Source organism: Leifsonia sp. SIMBA_070 (genome assembly GCF_046534635.1).
Lineage (GTDB): Bacteria > Actinomycetota > Actinomycetes > Actinomycetales > Microbacteriaceae > Leifsonia.
The window spans coordinates 458357-475852 of sequence record NZ_JAWRYK010000001.1 but is presented as its reverse complement, the minus strand read 5'-3'; the positions used below and the strand labels follow the sequence as shown (position 1 = coordinate 475852).

Sequence of the window (17496 nt, the reverse complement as noted above, 5' to 3'; positions counted from 1 at the left end):
ACCACGATCATCGTGATCACTTTGGGAGATTAGCAAACGAAAACGATCACCACAACACGTTACTTGATCGTGATACGATCATTTTCGATCATGGGCGCACCGGGAAGCGATGCTGCCGCCTACCGCTCGGAGAGGAGCACCGGATGACCGCGGCCGCCGCATCCGCCACAGTTCACGGTCCCCTCCACGATGCCTTCGGACAGCTCAATCCCACAGGCCTCCTGGTTTCCGCCGATCGCGCTCTGCCGGTTCCGTCCGCGACCGATCGGGCCGCCTGGGCAGCGATCGCCGCCGACCTTGCGACGGTCGATCCCATCCTCGCCGCAGCGGCGGAGGAGCACGGCACCCCCTGGCCGCAGCCGCTGGCGAGCGACGCCGCGAGGTATCACCGCGATGGCGACCGCTCGGCCTGGGAGGACGCGGCCTTCGCCCGGCAGCGGCGGCTCAGCCGCGCCGTCGTCGCGGCCGCGGTGACGCTCGACGACGCGCGGATCGACGATGTCGCCGACGGGATCACGCTGCTGTGCGAGCAGAGCTCGTGGTGCTGGCCCGCGCACGACGACGCGTTCGCCCGGCACGGCTCGATCGTCGCGGTGGCCGACGACCCCTTCCTCGATCTGGGGGCCGGGGAGGCGGTGGCCCAGCTGGCCTGGGCGGACCACGTTCTCGGGGACGCCCTGGACGAGCGATACCCGGGCCTGCGCTCGCGCATCCGTTTCGAGGCATCCCGTCGCGTCTTCGAGCCGTTCCTGAACCGTCGTGACTGGTGGTGGATCGGCCACGAGCGCCCCCCGATCAACTGGAACGCCTGGATCCACGCCAACGTGCTGGCTGCTGCGCTTCGGCTGCTCGACGGGCCAGGCGAAGCCGAGCTGCGCGGACGCGTGGTCGCCACCGCCGTGGCGGATCTCGACCGCTTCCTCGCCGTACTGCCCGACGACGGCGCGATCGACGAAGGGTACGGCTACTGGTGGGAGGGGGCGCTCCGCGCACTCGAGGCGCTGGACCTCCTCGCCTCCGCGACGGAAAGCACGGTGGATGCGTACGCCGCAGGCATCCCGTCGCTTCGCGCCACCGTCGCCTACCCGCACTCGATGCAGCTCGGCGGCGAGTGGTTCGTCAACGTCGCAGACGGCCGGGCGAAGCCGCCCACCGGACTGCCCTGGTCGGCCCTCCATCGTGCGGCGCGGCGATTCGGCGACAGCGACGCTGAGGCGTTCGCGGCCTCCCACCGGGTACACGGCACGCCGTCCGCGACCGAAGAGCAGGGCCTCGGGCGGCTCCTGCGGGCCATCAGCGACGAGCAGTGGGTGGCGGCGACCACCACGGAGCCGCCGCTGCCCCGGGATGTCTGGCTTCCCTCTGTCCAACTCGCCATCGCGAGGGAGGCCACGGGCACTTCTCGCGGCCTGGCACTGGCGGCCAAGGGCGGCCACAACGGCGAGTCCCACAACCACAACGACGTCGGCTCGTTCATCGTGGCGGTCGACGGAGTGCCGGTGGTGGTCGACGCCGGTCGGCCGACCTACACGGCGCAGACCTTCGGTCCGGACCGCTACGGCATCTGGACGATGCAGAGCTCGTGGCACTCTGTGCCGGAGGTGCGCGGTGTCGCTCAGTCCGCCGGTGAAGAGTTCGCGGCGCGCGAGGTCCGCCCTGAGGACGGCGGGCTCGCCCTCGACCTCGCCGGCGCGTACGACCTGCCCGGCCTGCGCAGTTGGCGCCGTCGGGTGGCGCTGGACCGCGGACGCGTCCCGCGCGTACGCGTCGACGACACCTGGGATCTCGACCCGTGGGCCGCCGGCGACCCGGAGCCGGAGACGACCGTCCGGATGCTCCTCGCCGGCGACGTCCGGCTCTCCCACGGCGGCGCCCGCATCACGCCCCTCGACGGCGCCCGCCCCGTCGTGGTGAAGTGGCCGTCGGAGGTCGAGGCGCGCACCACAGCGCTCGAACTCGACGACCCGCTCCTCACCTCCGTCTGGGGCTCACGACTCACCCGTCTCGAGCTCGTCGTCACAGACCGCCGCGCGCTCTCGGTCACGGTAGAACTGTTCGTATCGACCACAGAGGAACCCCGATGAACGACAAGGCCAACTACTCCCTGCTCGCGCCGGCCCGGCGCTCGCACGTCCTGGCGTCGCTCTCGCGCGACGGGGTCGTGCGCATTTCGCAACTCATCGACGAACTCGGGGTCTCACCGGTCACGCTGCGCCGCGACCTCGCCCAGATGGAGGACGAGGGCCTGCTCGTCCGCATCCATGGCGGTGCGGTGCCGCCCGTCGTGATCGCGGACGAGGACGACGAGGTGGCACCGTCGTCGCCGGAGGAGTCCGGCGCCCCCCGCACGATCGCCGTACTCGTTCCGTCCCTGAACTACTACTGGCCGGGCGTTACGCGCGGCATGGAGCAGGAGGCGCGCCGTCGCGGCGTTCGGGTGCTCGTCCGCGCCGCGTCGTACTCGCTGCAGGACGAGCGGCCCGTGCTGGAGCGGTTCGTCAACGCCGAGGGCGTCGACGGCCTGATCGTCGCGCCGAACACCGACACCCCGCACGCCCAGGATGTCATCCAGTGGCTCGCCGAGTGCGGCGTGCCGAGCGTGCTCGTGGAACGGGAGGCCATCGTGCTGCCCGGCAATGAACCGGTGGAGTCCGTGACCTCCGACCATGCGCTGGGCGCCGTGCTCGCCGCGCGGCACCTGGCGAGCCTCGGCCACCGGACGGTCGGGCTGGTGATCTCGCGCGACTCTCCCACCTCGCGGAAGATCTCGCAGGGCTGGGATGCAGCGTGCCGGGAGCTGGACCTCACTCCGACCGAGCATTTCGAGTCGTTCCTGCCCGACCGCACCAGCCCGGAGTTCTCGGCCGCGGTCGACGCGGCTCTCGACACCGCGGTGGAGCGGGGGACGACGGCGCTGCTCGTGCATCCCGACGCGGAGGCGATGGCGTTCGCCGATCTGGCGCTCGCCCGCGGCATTCGCGTGCCGGAAGACCTGTCGATCATCGCGTACGACGACGAGGTCGCGGCCATGTTCTCTCCCGCGCTGACCGCCGTGCGGCCGCCCCGGGAGGCGCTCGGCGCTGCTGCGGTCGACCTGCTCCTCCGGCGGCTGGAGGACCCGTCGCGTCCCGTCCACCGGGTGACGGTGAACCCCGCACTCAACGTCCGGGCGTCCACCGCTCCGGCTCCGGAGCGCGGAGCATGAGCAGCCCGCTCGACTACTCGCCGTGGCGGTTCTGGGCGGAGGCCGACGAATCCCGGCAGCAGCGCCAGCGGGAGGCGTTGCAGGAGCTGGGCAGGCGGCCCCACCACGACATCGGCGACGGATGCTTCGTCTCCGAGCTCGCCGCCGTCGACAACGACGAGCTCCGGCTCGGCGATCGGACGTACATCGCGGCCGGCGCCTACCTCACCGGGTCGCTCCGCGCGGGTGCCGACTGCAGCATCAACCCGTACACCGTCGTCCGGGGACGGGTCGAACTCGGTGACGGGGTCCGCATCGGCGCTCACACGTCGATCCTCGGTTTCAATCACACGATGAGCGATCCGGACCTCCCCGTGTTCCGGCAGCCGCTGACCTCCGCGGGCGTTCGTGTCGGCGACGACGTCTGGATCGGCTCGCACGTCGTGATACTGGACGGCGTCACCGTCGGAGACCGCTCAGTGCTCGCGGCCGGCGCGGTGGTGACGAAAGACGTCCCCGCCGGCGCGGTCGTCGGCGGGAATCCCGCGCGCCGCATCCGGTGGCGCATCGCCCCGGCGGATGCCGCTCCGGAGCCCGGTGATCTGCCCTCGCGTCTGGCCGCATTCGCCGATCGGGCCCGTGGGCAGGGCCACGCCATCCTCGAACGTTCCTGGGATGCCGATCGTCGGCTCTTCGTCGACCGGCCCGGCACCACCCCGTCCGTGCGTGCACAGGCCGACGCGATCGAGATCGCCGACCTCCTGATCGGAAGCGCTCCTCCGCAGCTTGCCGGCGACGAGCAGGCGGCGCGGCTCCGCGGATGGCAGGACCCCGCGACCGGCCTGGTCCCCTCCCTGCTCCCCGACGGTTCGCCCGCCGGTCCAGCCGAACTCGACGGCGACTCGGCGTACCACGTGCTGTCGGTCGGCTACGCCCTCGACCTGCTCGGTTCGGTCTTCCCGCACCCGCTCACGCTCGTCACCTCATCCTCCGCGGCGGACCTCGCCTCGTTCTGCGACGCGCTCCCCTGGGAGGCGCAGGCGTGGAACGCCGGCGCGTGGGTCGACGCACTCGGCACCGCGGTGCTGTGGAGCGACCACCGCGGCGACACCCTGCCCTCCGGTCTGCGCGAGGCCCTCTTCGGCTGGCTCGTCACCCACGCCGATCCGGCGACGGGGATGTGGGGGCGCGTCGCCACCGACGGCAGCCGTCTCCAGCTCGTCAACGGGTTCTACCGCGCGACACGGGGGACGTTCGCGCAGTTCGGCGTTCCCCTGCCCTACCCCGAGCGGGCGGTCGACACCGTTCTCGCGCACGTGCAGGATGTCCGCTCCTTCGCCGAGGATCGCCACGACGCCTGCAACATCCTGGACGTCGCGCACCCGCTCTGGCTGACCCGCGGTTCGGGCTATCGCAGGGTCGAGGTCGACCAGACGGCCCGTCGGCTGCTCGACGCCGCGCTCGAGCGATGGGTCGACGGCGAGGGCTTCGGCTTCCGCGCCGGAACCCTTCCCGGCCTCCAGGGCACGGAGATGTGGCTTGCGACGATCTGGTACCTCGCCGACATCGTGGGCGCAGCGGATGCGCTCGGCTACCGCCCACGGGGTGTGCACCGACCGGAGCCCACGGCGACGACGGCGGGCCCGCACCTCATGACCGTTCGCGCACCCGGGGAGAGCTGAGGGCGCGTTCCACGGCGTCGGCCGGGATGCGCTCGGCTTCGCGTCCCGGGCGGTCCACGCCACTGGGCTCACCGCGGCGAGAGCGCAGCGCCATGGCGAGCACCTCGGCCAGATGCAGCGGCCGGGAGGCGTCGGACAGTTGCTCGGTCTGCGTCCGGCAGCTGAACCCGTCGGCGATCACGCGACTGCCCGGCCCGGCGTCCCGGATCGCCGGGAGCAGGGCATGCTCGGCCGCGGCGACGGACACGTCGAGGTGGCCGTCCTCGAACCCGAAGTTGCCGGCCAGGCCGCAGCACCCCTCCACCGTCGTCGTCTCGATGCCCGCGGCGTCGAGGATGCGCTGGTCGGGGGCGAACCCGCCGATGGCGTGCTGGTGGCAGTGCGGTTGCACGACGGCGCTGCCGCCCACATGGGGAACCGACCAGTCGGGGGTGCGCTCGAGCAGCTCCGCGAAGGAGGTCGCGCGCGAAGCGACCAGGGCGATGTCCGGGTTCTCTGGCAGGAGTTCCGGCGCGTCCGAGCGGAACACCGCGAGACAGCTGGGCTCCAGGCCGACCAGCGGCACGTCGTCGCCGAGGGCGGCGGCCAGGTGCTCCGCGGTATGCGCCAGCATCCGTTCTGCTACTCCCAGCTGCCCGGTGGAGATCCAGGTCAGGCCGCAGCACAGATGACCGGGCGGGAGGACGACGCGGTAGCCCGCGTCCTCGAGCACCGTCACCGCGGCCCGCCCGATCGACGGGTGGAAGTTGTCGGTGAAGGTGTCCGGCCAGATCATCACGTCGCCCAGCGGGGCGGGAGGCGCGGGCGGCCGCTTCGCGAACCAGTCGGTGAACCGCTCGGGCGCGAACCGCGGGGCGGGCCGATCGGGAGAGATGCCGCCGAGGCGCTTGCCCAGACGAGAGAGCCCGGGCAGCCGCGCCGCCCGGTTGACCAGGCCCGGGGCGACCCGGACGAGACGCGCGAGCAGCGGCAGCCAGCCCATCGTGTAGTGGGCGGCCGGACGCAGCCGGCCCTCGTAGTGGTGCGAGAGGAACTCCGCCTTGTACGTGGCCATGTCCACCTCCACCGGGCAGTCGGAGCGGCAGCCCTTGCACGCCAGGCACAGGTCGAGCGCGTCGAGCACCTCGGTGGAGCGCCAGCCGTCCTCGACCGGTCCCGGCCGGTAGTCCCCGCTGAGCATCTCGAACAGCAGCCGGGAGCGCCCGCGCGTCGAATGCTCCTCCTCGTTCGTCGCCCGGAACGACGGGCACATCACGGTGCCGGAGTGGCTCCGGCAGTTGCCGACGCCCACGCAGCGGAGGGCCGCCCGGTCGAACCGGCCCTCGTCGTGCGGGTATGAGAAGTGCAGCTGAACGTCCACTTTCGGCCGGTACTCCGTGCCGAGCCGCAGGTTCTCCGTCGCCCGGTACGGCTTGACGACCTTGCCGGGGTTCATCCGGTCGTCCGGGTCGAAGAGCGCCTTGAACCGCTCGAACGCCTCGATCAGGCGCTCGCCGAACATGATCGGCAGCAACTCGCCCCGGGCTTGCCCGTCTCCGTGCTCGCCCGAGAACGAACCGCCGTAGTCGGCCACCAGGTGAGCGGCCCGCCCGATGAATGCGCGGTACTGCGCGATGCCGTGCTCGGTGGTGAGATCGAAGGGGATGCGGCAGTGCACGCAGCCGTGCCCGAAATGTCCATACAGAGACACGTCGTCATAGTCGAATTCGCGCAGCAGCCCGCCGAAGTCGCGCAGGTAGTCACCCAGCCTGTCCGGCGGCACCGCGGCGTCCTCCCAGCCCGGCCACGTGTCCGGGCGGCCCGGGATCCAAGCGGACGCACCGAGACCGGCCTCCCGGACCTCCACGATCTGGCGCTGATGCGCGGGGTCGTCGAACTCGCGCACCGTCGGGGCCGGGTCCCGCTTCTCCAGGGCGGCGCGCAGGCGCCTCGCTTTGTCCCGCACCTCGTCCGGGGTCTGCCCGGGGAGCTCCACCACCAGCCAGCCGCGCCCCTCCGGCAGCAGGTTCAGCGCATCGGCGTTCTCGCGCTTGATCTTCTGGTTGCCCACCAGCACGTCGTCGAGGCCCTCGATCATCGTCGGCTCGTACGGCGCGATGGCCGGCGCCGCGTCGGCCGCCTGGTCGATCGAGGGGAACCCCAGCACCAGCAGGGTCTTCTCCGGCGGGACGGGCACGAGATCGAGCTCGGCCTGCAGGACCGTGACGAGGGTCGACTCCGAGCCGACCAGCGCCCGGGCGACGTCGAACTCCGCCTCCGGCAGGAGCGAGTCGAGGTTGTAGCCCGAGACCCGTCGAGGGATGTCCGGGAACCGGGCGCGGATGTCGTCGCCGTACTCGTCCGCGAGGGCGCGCATTCCCTCGTAGAGCTCGGCGCGCCGGCCGCCTTCGGCCCTGAGCCGTTCGAACTCCTCCTCCGACGTCGGGCCGACCCACAGGCGCAGACCGTCGTAGGTGAGCACCTCCAGTCGGCGGACGCTGTCCACCATCTTCCCGTAGGCCTGGGCGGTCGAGCCGCAGGAGTTGTTGCCGATCATCCCGCCGATGGTGCAGTGCGAGTGGGTCGCGGGCTTCGGTCCGACCATCAGACGGTGCTCGGCCAGCTCGGCGTTCAGATCGTCGAGGGCGATACCGGGCTCGACGACGGCGCGGCGCGCTTCGGGGTCGACCGAGACCAGCCGATTGCAGTACTTGCTCCAGTCGATGACCACGGCGTTGTTCGTGCATTCGCCCGCCAGGCTCGTCCCTCCGCCGCGGCTGAGCAGCGGAACGCCGAGCTCGTGGCACACGATGACGGTCTCGACCGCCGCCTCCACGGTCCGCGGGACGACCACCCCGATCGGTATCTGCCGGTAGTTGGAGGAATCGGTCGAGTAGGCGCCGCGCGATCCGTCGTCGAATCGCACCTCGCCGTCGACCCGGGAAGCCAGTGCGGCCGTCAAGGCGTGGAGGTCGACGCCTCCGGAGGTGATCGACATGAATGCATCCGTACGCCACTGCCGTCGTGAGTCAAGCGGACATACGAGTTCTCGACGATCCGTGTAGTCTTGCAACAGTTGTATTCATGCACCACTCGGAACTGGCAGCAGCGTTCATGACATCGCTCGGAATCCTCCTCGTGGCCTCGGCGCCGCCCGGCTCGCCCGCGCCTGCGCCACCGCGGATGACCGGGCTCATGTGGATGCCGACCAGCCCCCCGACGCCGGCCCGGATGGCCGCCTTCCACCCCCAGCCCGTGCCGATCATCCCGGCACTGATGCTCGTGCTGCTCGCCGCCTACCTCGTCGCCGTCGTACGCTTGCGGATCCGGGGGGACTCCTGGCCGGTTCACCGGACCCTGTGCTGGAGCGCGGGGGTGGTGATCGTGCTGGCGATGACAGCGACGGGTATCGACGGCTACGGGATGGAGCTCTTCAGCGCCCACATGGTTCAGCACATGGTGCTGTCGATGTTCGCGCCGATCTTCCTCGTCCTCGGAGCGCCGGTCACGCTTGCCCTGCGCGCGCTGCCCGCGCGGCCGCCCGGCGTGCGGTCCGTGCGCCGGGGACTGCTCGCCGTCCTCCACAGTCGGGTGGCGCGCTTCTTCGCGCACCCGGTCACGTCGCTGTCGTTCTTCCTGGTGAGCCTCTACGGCCTCTACTTCACTCCGGTCTTCGACGCCCTGATGAGCACCATGTGGGGGCACAACCTGATGCTGCTGCACTTCCTCGCCATCGGGTTCCTGTACTTCTGGTGCGTGCTCGGGATCGACCCGTCTCCGCGCCAGACGTCGCGCGGGCTCCGCCGGTACGCCGCCCCGACGGTGCGGATCCTGGAGCTCGGCGCCACCACGCCGTTCCACGCATTCTTCGGCGTGATGCTGATGATGTCGGTCAGCCTCGTCGTCGGCTTCTACCGCGCGCCGGTTCCCGGATGGGGCATCTCGCCGCTCGCGGATCAGGCGGTGGGCGGCGGGATCGCCTGGGGGTTCACCGAGCTCCCCACCCTGATCGTGCTCGGCGTCCTCTTTCTGCAGTGGCAGCGGTCGGACGAGCGCACGACCCGCAGGAACGAACGCTCGGCCTCGCGGGCCGAGGCAGAGCGTCTGCAGTACAACGAGTACCTCCAGCGCCTCGCCGGCTACGACCGGAGGCACGAGCTGTGACCGGCACCGCGCTGGTCTACGCCTTCGCCCTCGGACTTGCGGCGACATTGAACCCGTGCGGCTTCCCGCTCCTTCCGGCCTACCTGAGCGTCTTCCTCGGCGCCGACGAGGATCGCAGGCACGTCCGCATCCTCCGCGCCCTGCGCGCGTCGGCGGCGATGACCGCCGGATTCGTGTCGGTGTTCGCCGTCGTCGGCATCGCCACCGCCGGAGGACTCACGCTCGGGCTGGCCTGGACGCCGGCGTTCACCGCCGCGCTCGGGCTCATCCTGCTCGTCGTCGGCGTGTTCGGCGCCTCCGGGCGCTCCCTGCGACTTCCCGCCTTCGCCCTGCCGTTCCGCTCCGGACGCGATGTCCCTGCCATGGCGGGCTACGGCGCAGCCTTCGCCGTCACCTCGCTCGGCTGCACCCTCCCCCTCTTCCTCGCCGCCGCGTCTCCGTCCGTGACCTCCGGCACCCCCCTGGCCCCCGTGGCCGCAGCGCTCGCCTACGCGCTCGGGATGGGCGTCTTCGTCTCGGCCTGCAGCATCGTCGCCGCCCTCGTCGGAGCGGAGGCGGTCCGCCTCGGCGGCCGGCGCGTCGCCCGCTACATGCCCCGGATCGCGGCGATCGTGCTGACCTGCGTCGGAATCTACCTGCTCAGCTATGGCGTCCGGGTCCTCATCGCGCCACCCGCTCAGCCGTCCGTCATCGCGCTCGTCCAGGCAGCGGCCGGCTCGCTCGGGTCGGCCGTGTCCGCCCACCCGCTCGCGCTGGGGACGATCGCCACAGCGGTCGTTCTCACGGGATTGGCGGGAGTGGCCGTGGCGCGCAGAAGGCACCGCATCAACGACACGGAGGAACAGTGACCCGTCGACCCGCCCGAACCTGGCCCCTGATCGTCGCAGCCATCGCGGTTCTGGCGGCCTTCACCGGCGTCCTCGTAGCAGCGGCCATCCCCTCTCCGCCGTCCACTCCAGCCACCGCGCCGACGGCTCCCGGCATCTCCGCCGCCGCCGCGGACCTCCTCCAGCTCGACCCGCTCGGACACGCCGCCTCCGTCGCACCCGGCTACAGCCTCACCGACCAGCATGGGCGGCCCATGACGGCCGACGAGTTCCGCGGCCGCGCAGTCGTGCTGAGCTTCAACGACGACCGGTGCCAAGACCTGTGCACCCTGCTCGCACAGGATGTGGCCAAGGCGGACAGCGACCTCGGCGCGCTCCGCAAACGGGTCGCCTTCGTCTCCATCAATGCGAATCCGTACTATCCGGCTGTGAGCGACGTCGCGGACTGGACGACCGCGCATGGACTGGGATCGGCCGCGAACTGGTACTTCGGGACGGCGCCGGCCGCCCAGCTGGCCGCCGTGGCGCAGGCGTACGGAGTGCCCATCCAGCTCGATGCCGCCGACCGCTCCGTCGTGCACGGCACAGAGATCTTCTTCATCGACCCCTCCGGCACCGAACGAGCGCTCGGCCAGTTCGGCACCGACGCCGCCAGCACCGCCGCCTTCGCCCACACGATGGCGCAGGAGGCCGTCGACCTGCTCCCCGCCGCCCAGCGCGCGACGGTCGGCGGTTCCGCCCCCGCCGACCTCTCGGACACTGATGCCGGAGTCGGCGCGACACCGCAGCCGTTCGCACTCCCCGCTCTGACCGGCGCCGGCCGCTACGGCACCGGTCAGAAGGACGGGCGCTACACCGTGCTGAACTTCTGGGCGAGCACCTGCTCCGCCTGTACGGAGGAATTGCCCGCCCTGCAGAAGACCGCCGCCGAGTTCGCCGGACGCGCCGACCTGCTCGGCATCGACGTGTCCGACTCCGTCGCCCCGGCCCGGGCGTTGGCCGAGCGCAGCGGGGTCCGCTTCCCGCTGGCGACGGACGCAGACGGCGCCATCGCTGGCCGGTTCCACATCACCGGCCTGCCCTACACCGTCATCCTCGACCCGTCCGGCCGCGTCCTCGTCCGGCACCCGGGCGCCTTCACCGCAGAGCAACTCGAATACATGCTCGACACGCTCCTGCCCGGCACGTGACCGACCCCTCCAGCCGTTCCGGTCACCAGATGCGCGACCACAGGACCTAGAGGCCGAGGATCAGGAGGTCCTCCGGCGTCGGCTCGCCCGCCGCGCCCGAGAACAGCTCCAAGCCCTCGATCACCCGTTCCTGCTCGGCCGGCGTCAGAGTGGTGAGGACCGCCGCCACCTGACGGCGGCGCCTGTCGGTCACCAGCTCCACGAGCTGTCGTCCCTGATCGGAGAGCTCCACGAGGATCTCCCTCCGGCTCTCCGGGCTCTCTCGTCGCTCGACCCATCCGCCGTCGACCATCCGGTCGATCGTGCGGCTGAACGTTGACGGCACGGCCCCCACCCGTGCCGCCAACGCCCCCATCCGCATCCCCCCGGAACCGGCCAGGACCACGAGCACCCGGAACTGCGGAAGCGTGACGCTCTCGAGAGCGTCGGCGACCGACCGGGCGACGATCCCCAGAAGGGCACGGGACGCCCGCAGGGTCGCCTCCGTCGCCTCGTGAGGAAAACCGTGACTATCCATAGCGCCTCCAGTGTTACGCTTTTTGTGCATTCATGCAACAGTTGCAGCAATACACGATTGGGGAACAGTGACCGCGGTCGCGGAACGACTCGTCAACTCATTGTCGGGCTCAGGCACGAGATTGCGCTCATGGCTTCAGGGCGCGGCCGCCGGATCGGCGCCGCTGATGGCGGCCGCCGTCGTCGTCGGCGCAGGGGCAGGGCTGGCAGCCGTCGCGTTCCGGTGGCTCGTGCAGACGGCGACCCTCCTGTTCACCGGCACGCCCGACTACGCCGCAACGTCCGGCCACCCAGCCAACCCCTGGGTCCCCTGGCTCGGCGGGGCGTTCGTCATTCTCGCCCCGGCCGTCGGCGGGCTGATCTACGGACCCCTCGTCCACCGGTTCGCGCGCGAAGCGCGAGGCCACGGCGTCCCGGAAGTGATGTACGCGGTCGCCAGGAAGGGCGGGCCCATCCCCGGCCGGGTGGCCGTGGTGAAGGCGCTCGCATCGGCGATCACGATCGGCTCGGGCGGATCGGTGGGACGGGAGGGGCCGATCGTCCAGATCGGCTCCGCCCTCGGTTCGACGCTCGGTCGCATCACCCGGATGCCCGAGAACCAGCTTCGCACCCTCGTCGCCTGCGGAGCAGCCGGCGGGATCGCCGCCACCTTCAACGCACCCATCGCCGGCGTCTTCTTCGCCCTGGAACTGATCCTGCGCAACTTCGCCACCCGTTCCTTCGCCGCCGTGATGCTGTCGTCCATCACCGCCTCCGTTATCGCACGGTCCATCCTCGGCGACCACCCCTTCTTGACCCTGCCTTCGTTCTCGATCGCCCGACCGTCCGAGTACCTCCTGTTCATGGCCCTGGGCTTGGCGGCGGGGGCGGTCGGCGTGCTGTTCAGCAGGATCCTCTATGCCATCGAAGACCTCTGCGATCGGGCCTGGCGCTGGCCGGAGTGGGCACGCCCGGCGGTCGGCGGCCTGCTCGTGGGTCTCGTGCTGTTCGCCCTGCCCCAGCTGTACGGGGTCGGCTACCCGGTTCTCGAGGCGAGCATCGCCGGGAAGTACGCCATCGGCTTCCTCCTGCTGCTGGTGATCGCGAAGATCGTTGCGACCAGCCTGACGATCGGCATCGGCGGCTCCGGGGGCGTGTTCGCCCCCAGCCTGGTGGTCGGCGCCGCATTCGGGGCCGCCGCCGGTCAGGCGATCGGACTGGCCGTCCCGGATCTCGCAGGACAGTCCGGCGCTTTCGCCCTGGTCGGCATGGCAGCCGTGTTCGCCGGTGCGACCCGGGCGCCGATCACGGCCGGACTCATCCTCTTCGAGCTCACCGGCGAATACAGCATCATCCTGCCCCTGCTGCTCGCGGTCATCGTCGCGACCGGCACGTCGCGCCTGCTCAGCCGCGACACCATCTACACCCGGAAGCTGACCCGCCGGGGGGTCGACCTCCACGACCCGGCACGGCGGGGGTTCGCCACGACGCGCGTCGGGGATGTGATGGCTGACCCGCCTCCCACCCTCGCCCCCGATCAGGCCGCCGGCGAGGCGTTCGCCACGCTGGCCGACGCCCGTCGCCGCTCTGCACCGGTGATCGGTCCCGATGGAGAACTCATCGGCATCCTCACCGCAGCCGACGCAGCGCAGGCACTCGCGACGGACGAGGGAAGCGCGAGTGCGACGGTGGAGCACATCACGGTGCGTGCCACCGCCCTCGCTCCCGACCAGCACCTCTCGACTGTGCTGGACGACGTCGTGGATGCGGCAGCCACCGACGACCTTCCCGTCGTCAGTGAGGGCCGCCTGGTCGGGTGGCTGCACACCACCGATGTCCTGCGCGCCGTAACGCGCTGAGCCATGACCATCCATCGCCGAACGCCTCCTCGACCGCCCGAGCCGCCGGGCGGACGAGAACTGTGCCCTCGTGTGGAGACGTTGTCCATCGACGAACTGATCCGGATCGAAACGGCCGGGTGGGACGCGCTGTGCTCGTCCACGGCCGGCGCCTTCTACGAAGCCCTCATGACGTCCGAAGCCGTGATGATCCTGGTCGATGGCACTGTGCTGGATCGTGCGACCATTGCGCGCAGCCTCGAGGATTCCCCACCCTGGGACGCATACGATCTCTCCGATTTCCGACGGATTGCGATCGGACCCGATTCGGCAGCGCTGGTCTACCGCGCCCGCGCAACGCGCGCCGGCGTGACGCAGCCGTTCGTCGCCTACATGGCGAGCGTCTACACCGTTCTGGATGGACGGCCCCGGCTGGCGCTGTATCAGCAGACGCTGCTCACCCCGTGACGATGGGAGCGGGAGAGAGGAGATTGACGTGAAGGTCTTGATCGTGGGAGCCGGAATCGCCGGCCCCACGCTTGCATTCTGGCTGAACAAGCTGCATCACGACGTCACCATCGTCGAACACGCGCCGGCTCTGCGAACCGGCGGATATCTGATCGACTTCTGGGGAGCCGGTTTCGACGTGGCGGAGCGGATGGGGATCGTGCCCCAGCTCCGGACACGCGGGTACGTGTTCACCGAGGCGAGGGCGATCGATCGGAACGGACGCAGGATCGCGTCATTCAACCCGGAAGCCGTCATCGAATCGAACGACAGGTATCTGAGCATTCCGCGAACCGATCTCGCCCAGGTCGTCTACGACTCGATCGACGGCGCTGTGGAGCTCATGCTCGGCGATACGGTTCGGGAGCTCGCCGACGACGGCGACCGGGTCCACGTCACGTTCGAGAAGGGGAGCGTCCGCGATTTCGATCTCGTCATCGGCGCGGATGGTCTGCATTCGCGGGTGCGCGAGCTGACGTTCGGACCGGATGAGCTGTTCGAGAAGTATCTCGGCATGGTGGTGGCCGCATTCGAGGTGGAGCGGTATCCGGAACGCGACGAACTCGTCGCGATGATGTACGCCGAAGTCGGGTTTCAGGCGGTCCGCCTCTCCTTTCGCGAGGATGCCACGCTGCTCCTGTTCAGCCTGCGTCACGACGGCGAGGTGCCTGCCCAGCGCCCCGCACAGGAGGGCCTGTTGCGCGAGAAACTGGAAGGCTCGGGATGGGAAGTCCCCGAGATGCTCGCAGCCATGTCCCGCGCCGAGAACTTCTACTTCGACTCGGTGAGCCAGATCACGATGCAGTCGTGGTCGACCGGCCGCGTCGCCCTGGTCGGCGACGCCGGCGCGTGCCCGTCATTCCTCGCGGGGCAGGGGACGGCGCTCGCCATGGTCGAGGCGTACACGCTGGCGGCGGAACTCGCGCGAACCAACGACCACACGGAGGCGTTCACGCGCTACCACGAGCGGTTGGCCCCGCTGATCCGCTCCAAGCAGGACGCCGCACGGGGCTTGGGCTTGGCGTTCGCCCCGAAGAACAGATTGCAGCTTCTCACGAGGAACACCGCGTTGACAATGATGGGCCTTCCGAAAGTTGCCGGCATCGCGATGGGCAGGAGCTTCCACGACCGCGTCGAACTCCCGCCTTTCCCGGAACAGACTTCGGCACACTGACGGCATGTTCCGATCGGCGCAGAACGCGTCGAGCAGTTTCGGAGAAGCGCAGGTACTCGACGCTCGGATTCAACGACCCCGCGCAGCTGGACGACGGGACGATGTGGCCGGTCGCCTTCGCGATCCTCGACCTGACGACCGACGACGAGGAGCGGATCCGCGCGCTGATCGCCAGGGCCGCCGGCTGAGGCTCGCGCCGGGGCACCCCTGTACGGGTGTCCCCCAAAATGCCGCTACCGGAGGGGCCCGTGATCGGTCAGGCTCGTGAGGTGAGTGAGCAGACCGACGTGGACCGGGACGCGGGCATGACCCGCGAGACCGTGCTGCGCCCGCACCGGCACCTGTTCACCCGCGGCATCGTCACGGTGCTCGCTCTCACGACGCCGGTGTTCGCCGTCCTCTACTGGCTGACCATCCCGGGTCCGGGATGGCCGTTCGTGCTCGTCGCCCACCTGGTCGTGATCGCGGCGACGATCGTCGGCGTCGCGTCGTTCCTCAACACGACGATCATCCTCGGTCCTGACGGTGTGCGGGAGCGCGGCTTCTTCGGCCGCACCACGCACGTCGCGCCCGGCGAGGCGGGCGCCGTCATCGTGGTGCAGGTCTACGAGGGCAGCACGCTCGACGTCCTCCCCCAGCTGTTCGTCGCCTCGAAGGAGGGACGGCTGCTCATCCGGATGCGCGGGCAGTTCTGGTCCCCCGGCGACATGGAGCATGTGGCAGAAGAGCTCGACGTGCCGGTGACCCGGCCGGAGGAGCCGATGACGCTGAACCAGCTGCGTCGCGCCTGGCCGCGGCTCCTCTACTGGTTCGAGCGCATCCGTATCGTGCGCTGAGTCGGGTGGCCGCCTGGCGGCGCCTGGCGCTGGCCGCCCGCCGCATGGCCGCCTCCTCTCGTGTCAGGATGGCGTCATGTCGGTGCGCACCGGGGTCGAGCCGCGGAGCAAAGGTCTGCTCACACCGAGCCGGATGTCCTCCCCCGTCGGCATCGAACGCCACGCCGCTGATGGGCGGGCGGCCCTGTTCGTCCGTCACTACTGGATGCCCCGCTGGTCGCTTCCTCACGGTGTCGCCGTGCGACAGGACGTCCTCGAGTACCCGACCGCGAATCTCGTGATCGAGCCGGGCTCCGCAGCGCTCTTCCGGGCGCACCGCGGTCTCGGCTCCCGGACGCTCGAAGGATCCGGATGGGCCTTCGGCGTCCTGCTCCACCCGGGCACCGCCCGCGACTGGGCCGGCGCTTCCCTCCGAACCGTGCCGGATGTCCTGCCTCTCGATCGACTCCCGGCGGTGGGAACCGGCACGATGACGGCCGCGGTCAGGGAGGCGATGGTCGCGGACGATGCCCGGGGCGCCATCGACGCTTTCGAGACCTGGCTCGACACCCTCCCCGAGCCGGACGACGACGCGCGGCTCGTCGACCGCATCGTCGCAGCTGTCGAGACCGACCGCACCCTGCTGCGGGTGGAGGAGCTGGCCGATCGCTTCGGGATGGGCGTGCGCCACCTGCAACGCCTGGTGGTCGGGCACATCGGGTTCGGGCCCAAGTGGCTCATCCAGCGCTACCGGCTGCAAGAGGCCGCTGCCGCCCTCCGCGAGGCGGACGCACCGACTCTGGCCGCCCTGGCGGCCGATCTCGGGTACGCCGACCAGGCGCATTTCAGCCGCGAGTTCAAGGCGGTCGTCGGCTCCACTCCGGGCGCCTACGCCGCGGCCGAGAGAGTCTGACCTAGGCCGGCGAACGGGCCAGGAAGAACGGATGGGGTTTCGTCGCCTCCACGGCCAGCCGGTGCGCCAGCGGAGTCCAGACGATGATCGTGACCCCCGCGCCGAGCAGCAGGCCGCCGATGGTGTCGCTGATCCAGTGGGCGCCGAGGTAGGTGCGGCTCACGGCCATGAGGATGGCCCACGCTACCCCGAGGCACCACACCCACACCCGGGGGAAGAGGATGCCCAGGACGACGACCATGGTGGCCGCGTTCGCCGTATGCCCCGACGGGAATGAACCGGCGTCGGCGTGCACCAGGATCTCGCTGGGGCGCGCCCTCCCGACCGTGAGCTTGAGGAGCTGGACGCACAGGACCGACGCCGCGCTCGCGATCGCGAAGAACAGGGCGCCCCACGGTCTGCGGAACGCCAGGAGCAGCAGGAAGATCACGACGGGCACGACGACCGACCCGACGATGCCGCCTCCCGCGTAGTTGAAGAACAGCGCCGGGCCGAGCCAGAGGGGCGAGCGGTGCTCGACGATCTCGCCCATCCACTCGGTGTCGACTTCGAACGGAAGCCGGGGGCGCAACGCGATGATGACCCCGAGGATCACGACGAGCCCGACCGCCACGGACGCCGACACGACCGGCCAGCGCCGGCTGACCTTCGCCGCTCCCGCGAGGTCGTGCCCCTCCGCATCCGTCTTCGGACCGGGGACCTGGCGCTCGCTCATACGGTCACCGTAC

Annotated in this window: 14 protein-coding genes; 11 read left to right on the top strand and 3 right to left on the bottom strand. The window is 70.5% G+C overall.

Annotation, left to right across the window (positions count from 1 at the left end):
* Window positions 1–143 precede the first annotated feature (143 nt).
* The 3 genes from SB754_RS02155 to SB754_RS02145 are packed head-to-tail and all read left to right on the top strand — an operon-like array spanning window position 144 to window position 4866.
* A complete protein-coding gene (locus SB754_RS02155) occupies window positions 144–2084 on the top strand; it encodes a heparinase II/III family protein (protein WP_410780710.1) in 1941 nt (646 codons plus the stop codon).
* Window positions 2081–3205, top strand: coding sequence for a substrate-binding domain-containing protein (locus SB754_RS02150; protein ID WP_410780709.1), 1125 nt, complete (start codon window positions 2081–2083; stop codon window positions 3203–3205). The genes SB754_RS02155 and SB754_RS02150 overlap by 4 nt, the downstream gene beginning before the upstream one ends.
* Window positions 3202–4866 (top strand): acyltransferase, encoded by a 1665-nt coding sequence (locus tag SB754_RS02145; RefSeq protein WP_410780708.1) that lies wholly within the window; start codon window positions 3202–3204, stop codon window positions 4864–4866. The genes SB754_RS02150 and SB754_RS02145 overlap by 4 nt, the downstream gene beginning before the upstream one ends.
* Here SB754_RS02145 and SB754_RS02140 read toward each other — a convergent pair.
* The gene (locus tag SB754_RS02140) at window positions 4835–7843 is read right to left on the bottom strand and encodes an FAD-binding and (Fe-S)-binding domain-containing protein (RefSeq protein WP_410780707.1); all 3009 of its coding nucleotides are present in this window, start codon (window positions 7841–7843) and stop codon (window positions 4835–4837) included. The genes SB754_RS02145 and SB754_RS02140 overlap by 32 nt on opposite strands.
* 86 nt (window positions 7844–7929) lie before the next feature.
* Between SB754_RS02140 and SB754_RS02135 the strand changes: the two genes are divergently transcribed.
* From SB754_RS02135 to SB754_RS02125, 3 genes are read left to right on the top strand one after another with little or no spacing between them, the layout of a single operon-like run.
* Window positions 7930–9009 (top strand): cytochrome c oxidase assembly protein, encoded by a 1080-nt coding sequence (locus tag SB754_RS02135; protein ID WP_410780706.1) that lies wholly within the window; start codon window positions 7930–7932, stop codon window positions 9007–9009.
* Window positions 9006–9857, top strand: coding sequence for a cytochrome c biogenesis CcdA family protein (locus SB754_RS02130; protein WP_410780705.1), 852 nt, complete (start codon window positions 9006–9008; stop codon window positions 9855–9857). Before SB754_RS02135 ends, SB754_RS02130 begins: the two co-directional genes overlap by 4 nt.
* Window positions 9854–11026: a redoxin domain-containing protein gene (locus SB754_RS02125; protein ID WP_410780704.1), complete on the top strand. Its 1173-nt coding sequence runs from the start codon at window positions 9854–9856 to the stop codon at window positions 11024–11026. Before SB754_RS02130 ends, SB754_RS02125 begins: the two co-directional genes overlap by 4 nt.
* Before the next feature lie 46 nt (window positions 11027–11072).
* Here the strand turns inward: SB754_RS02125 and SB754_RS02120 are convergent, their stop codons facing one another.
* Window positions 11073–11543 carry a MarR family winged helix-turn-helix transcriptional regulator gene (locus tag SB754_RS02120; RefSeq protein ID WP_410780703.1) on the bottom strand — a complete coding sequence of 157 codons (471 nt, stop codon included), beginning with the start codon at window positions 11541–11543 and terminating at the stop codon, window positions 11073–11075.
* A 121-nt stretch (window positions 11544–11664) separates the two neighbouring features.
* Here SB754_RS02120 and SB754_RS02115 point away from each other — a divergent pair, with 121 nt between their 5' ends.
* The 5 genes from SB754_RS02115 (at window position 11665) to SB754_RS02095 (ending at window position 16768) form a co-directional block, all read left to right on the top strand.
* Complete coding sequence (locus SB754_RS02115; RefSeq protein WP_410780702.1) at window positions 11665–13380, top strand: chloride channel protein; 1716 nt, start codon at window positions 11665–11667, stop codon at window positions 13378–13380.
* Window positions 13381–13452: 72 nt separating this feature from the next.
* Window positions 13453–13827: a nuclear transport factor 2 family protein gene (locus SB754_RS02110; protein ID WP_410783244.1), complete on the top strand. Its 375-nt coding sequence runs from the start codon at window positions 13453–13455 to the stop codon at window positions 13825–13827.
* Entirely contained in the window at window positions 13778–15040 is a 1263-nt protein-coding gene (locus SB754_RS02105; RefSeq protein ID WP_410780701.1) for an FAD-binding domain, read from the top strand. Before SB754_RS02110 ends, SB754_RS02105 begins: the two co-directional genes overlap by 50 nt.
* A 269-nt stretch (window positions 15041–15309) precedes the next feature.
* Window positions 15310–15876, top strand: a complete 567-nt coding sequence (locus SB754_RS02100) for a hypothetical protein (protein WP_410780700.1) — start codon at window positions 15310–15312, stop codon at window positions 15874–15876.
* Window positions 15877–15952: 76 nt separating this feature from the next.
* Window positions 15953–16768, top strand: a complete 816-nt coding sequence (locus SB754_RS02095) for a helix-turn-helix domain-containing protein (protein ID WP_410780699.1) — start codon at window positions 15953–15955, stop codon at window positions 16766–16768.
* A gap of 1 nt (window position 16769) precedes the next feature.
* Here SB754_RS02095 and SB754_RS02090 read toward each other — a convergent pair whose 3' ends face one another.
* Window positions 16770–17483, bottom strand: coding sequence for a phosphatase PAP2 family protein (locus tag SB754_RS02090; RefSeq protein ID WP_410780698.1), 714 nt, complete (start codon window positions 17481–17483; stop codon window positions 16770–16772).
* Window positions 17484–17496 lie beyond the last annotated feature (13 nt).

What these genes read in the sequence shown, in the direction of transcription:
- SB754_RS02155 (WP_410780710.1), top strand. Translation starts at nt 144, where the DNA reads ATGACCGCGGCCGCCGCATCCGCCACAGTTCACGGTCCCCTCCACGAT.
- SB754_RS02150 (WP_410780709.1), top strand. Translation starts at nt 2,081, where the DNA reads ATGAACGACAAGGCCAACTACTCCCTGCTCGCGCCGGCCCGGCGCTCG.
- SB754_RS02145 (WP_410780708.1), top strand. Translation starts at nt 3,202, where the DNA reads ATGAGCAGCCCGCTCGACTACTCGCCGTGGCGGTTCTGGGCGGAGGCC.
- SB754_RS02140 (WP_410780707.1), bottom strand. Translation starts at nt 7,843, where the DNA reads ATGTCGATCACCTCCGGAGGCGTCGACCTCCACGCCTTGACGGCCGCA.
- SB754_RS02135 (WP_410780706.1), top strand. Translation starts at nt 7,930, where the DNA reads ATGCACCACTCGGAACTGGCAGCAGCGTTCATGACATCGCTCGGAATC.
- SB754_RS02120 (WP_410780703.1), bottom strand. Translation starts at nt 11,543, where the DNA reads ATGGATAGTCACGGTTTTCCTCACGAGGCGACGGAGGCGACCCTGCGG.
- SB754_RS02105 (WP_410780701.1), top strand. Translation starts at nt 13,778, where the DNA reads ATGGACGGCCCCGGCTGGCGCTGTATCAGCAGACGCTGCTCACCCCGT.
- SB754_RS02095 (WP_410780699.1), top strand. Translation starts at nt 15,953, where the DNA reads ATGTCGGTGCGCACCGGGGTCGAGCCGCGGAGCAAAGGTCTGCTCACA.
- SB754_RS02090 (WP_410780698.1), bottom strand. Translation starts at nt 17,483, where the DNA reads ATGAGCGAGCGCCAGGTCCCCGGTCCGAAGACGGATGCGGAGGGGCAC.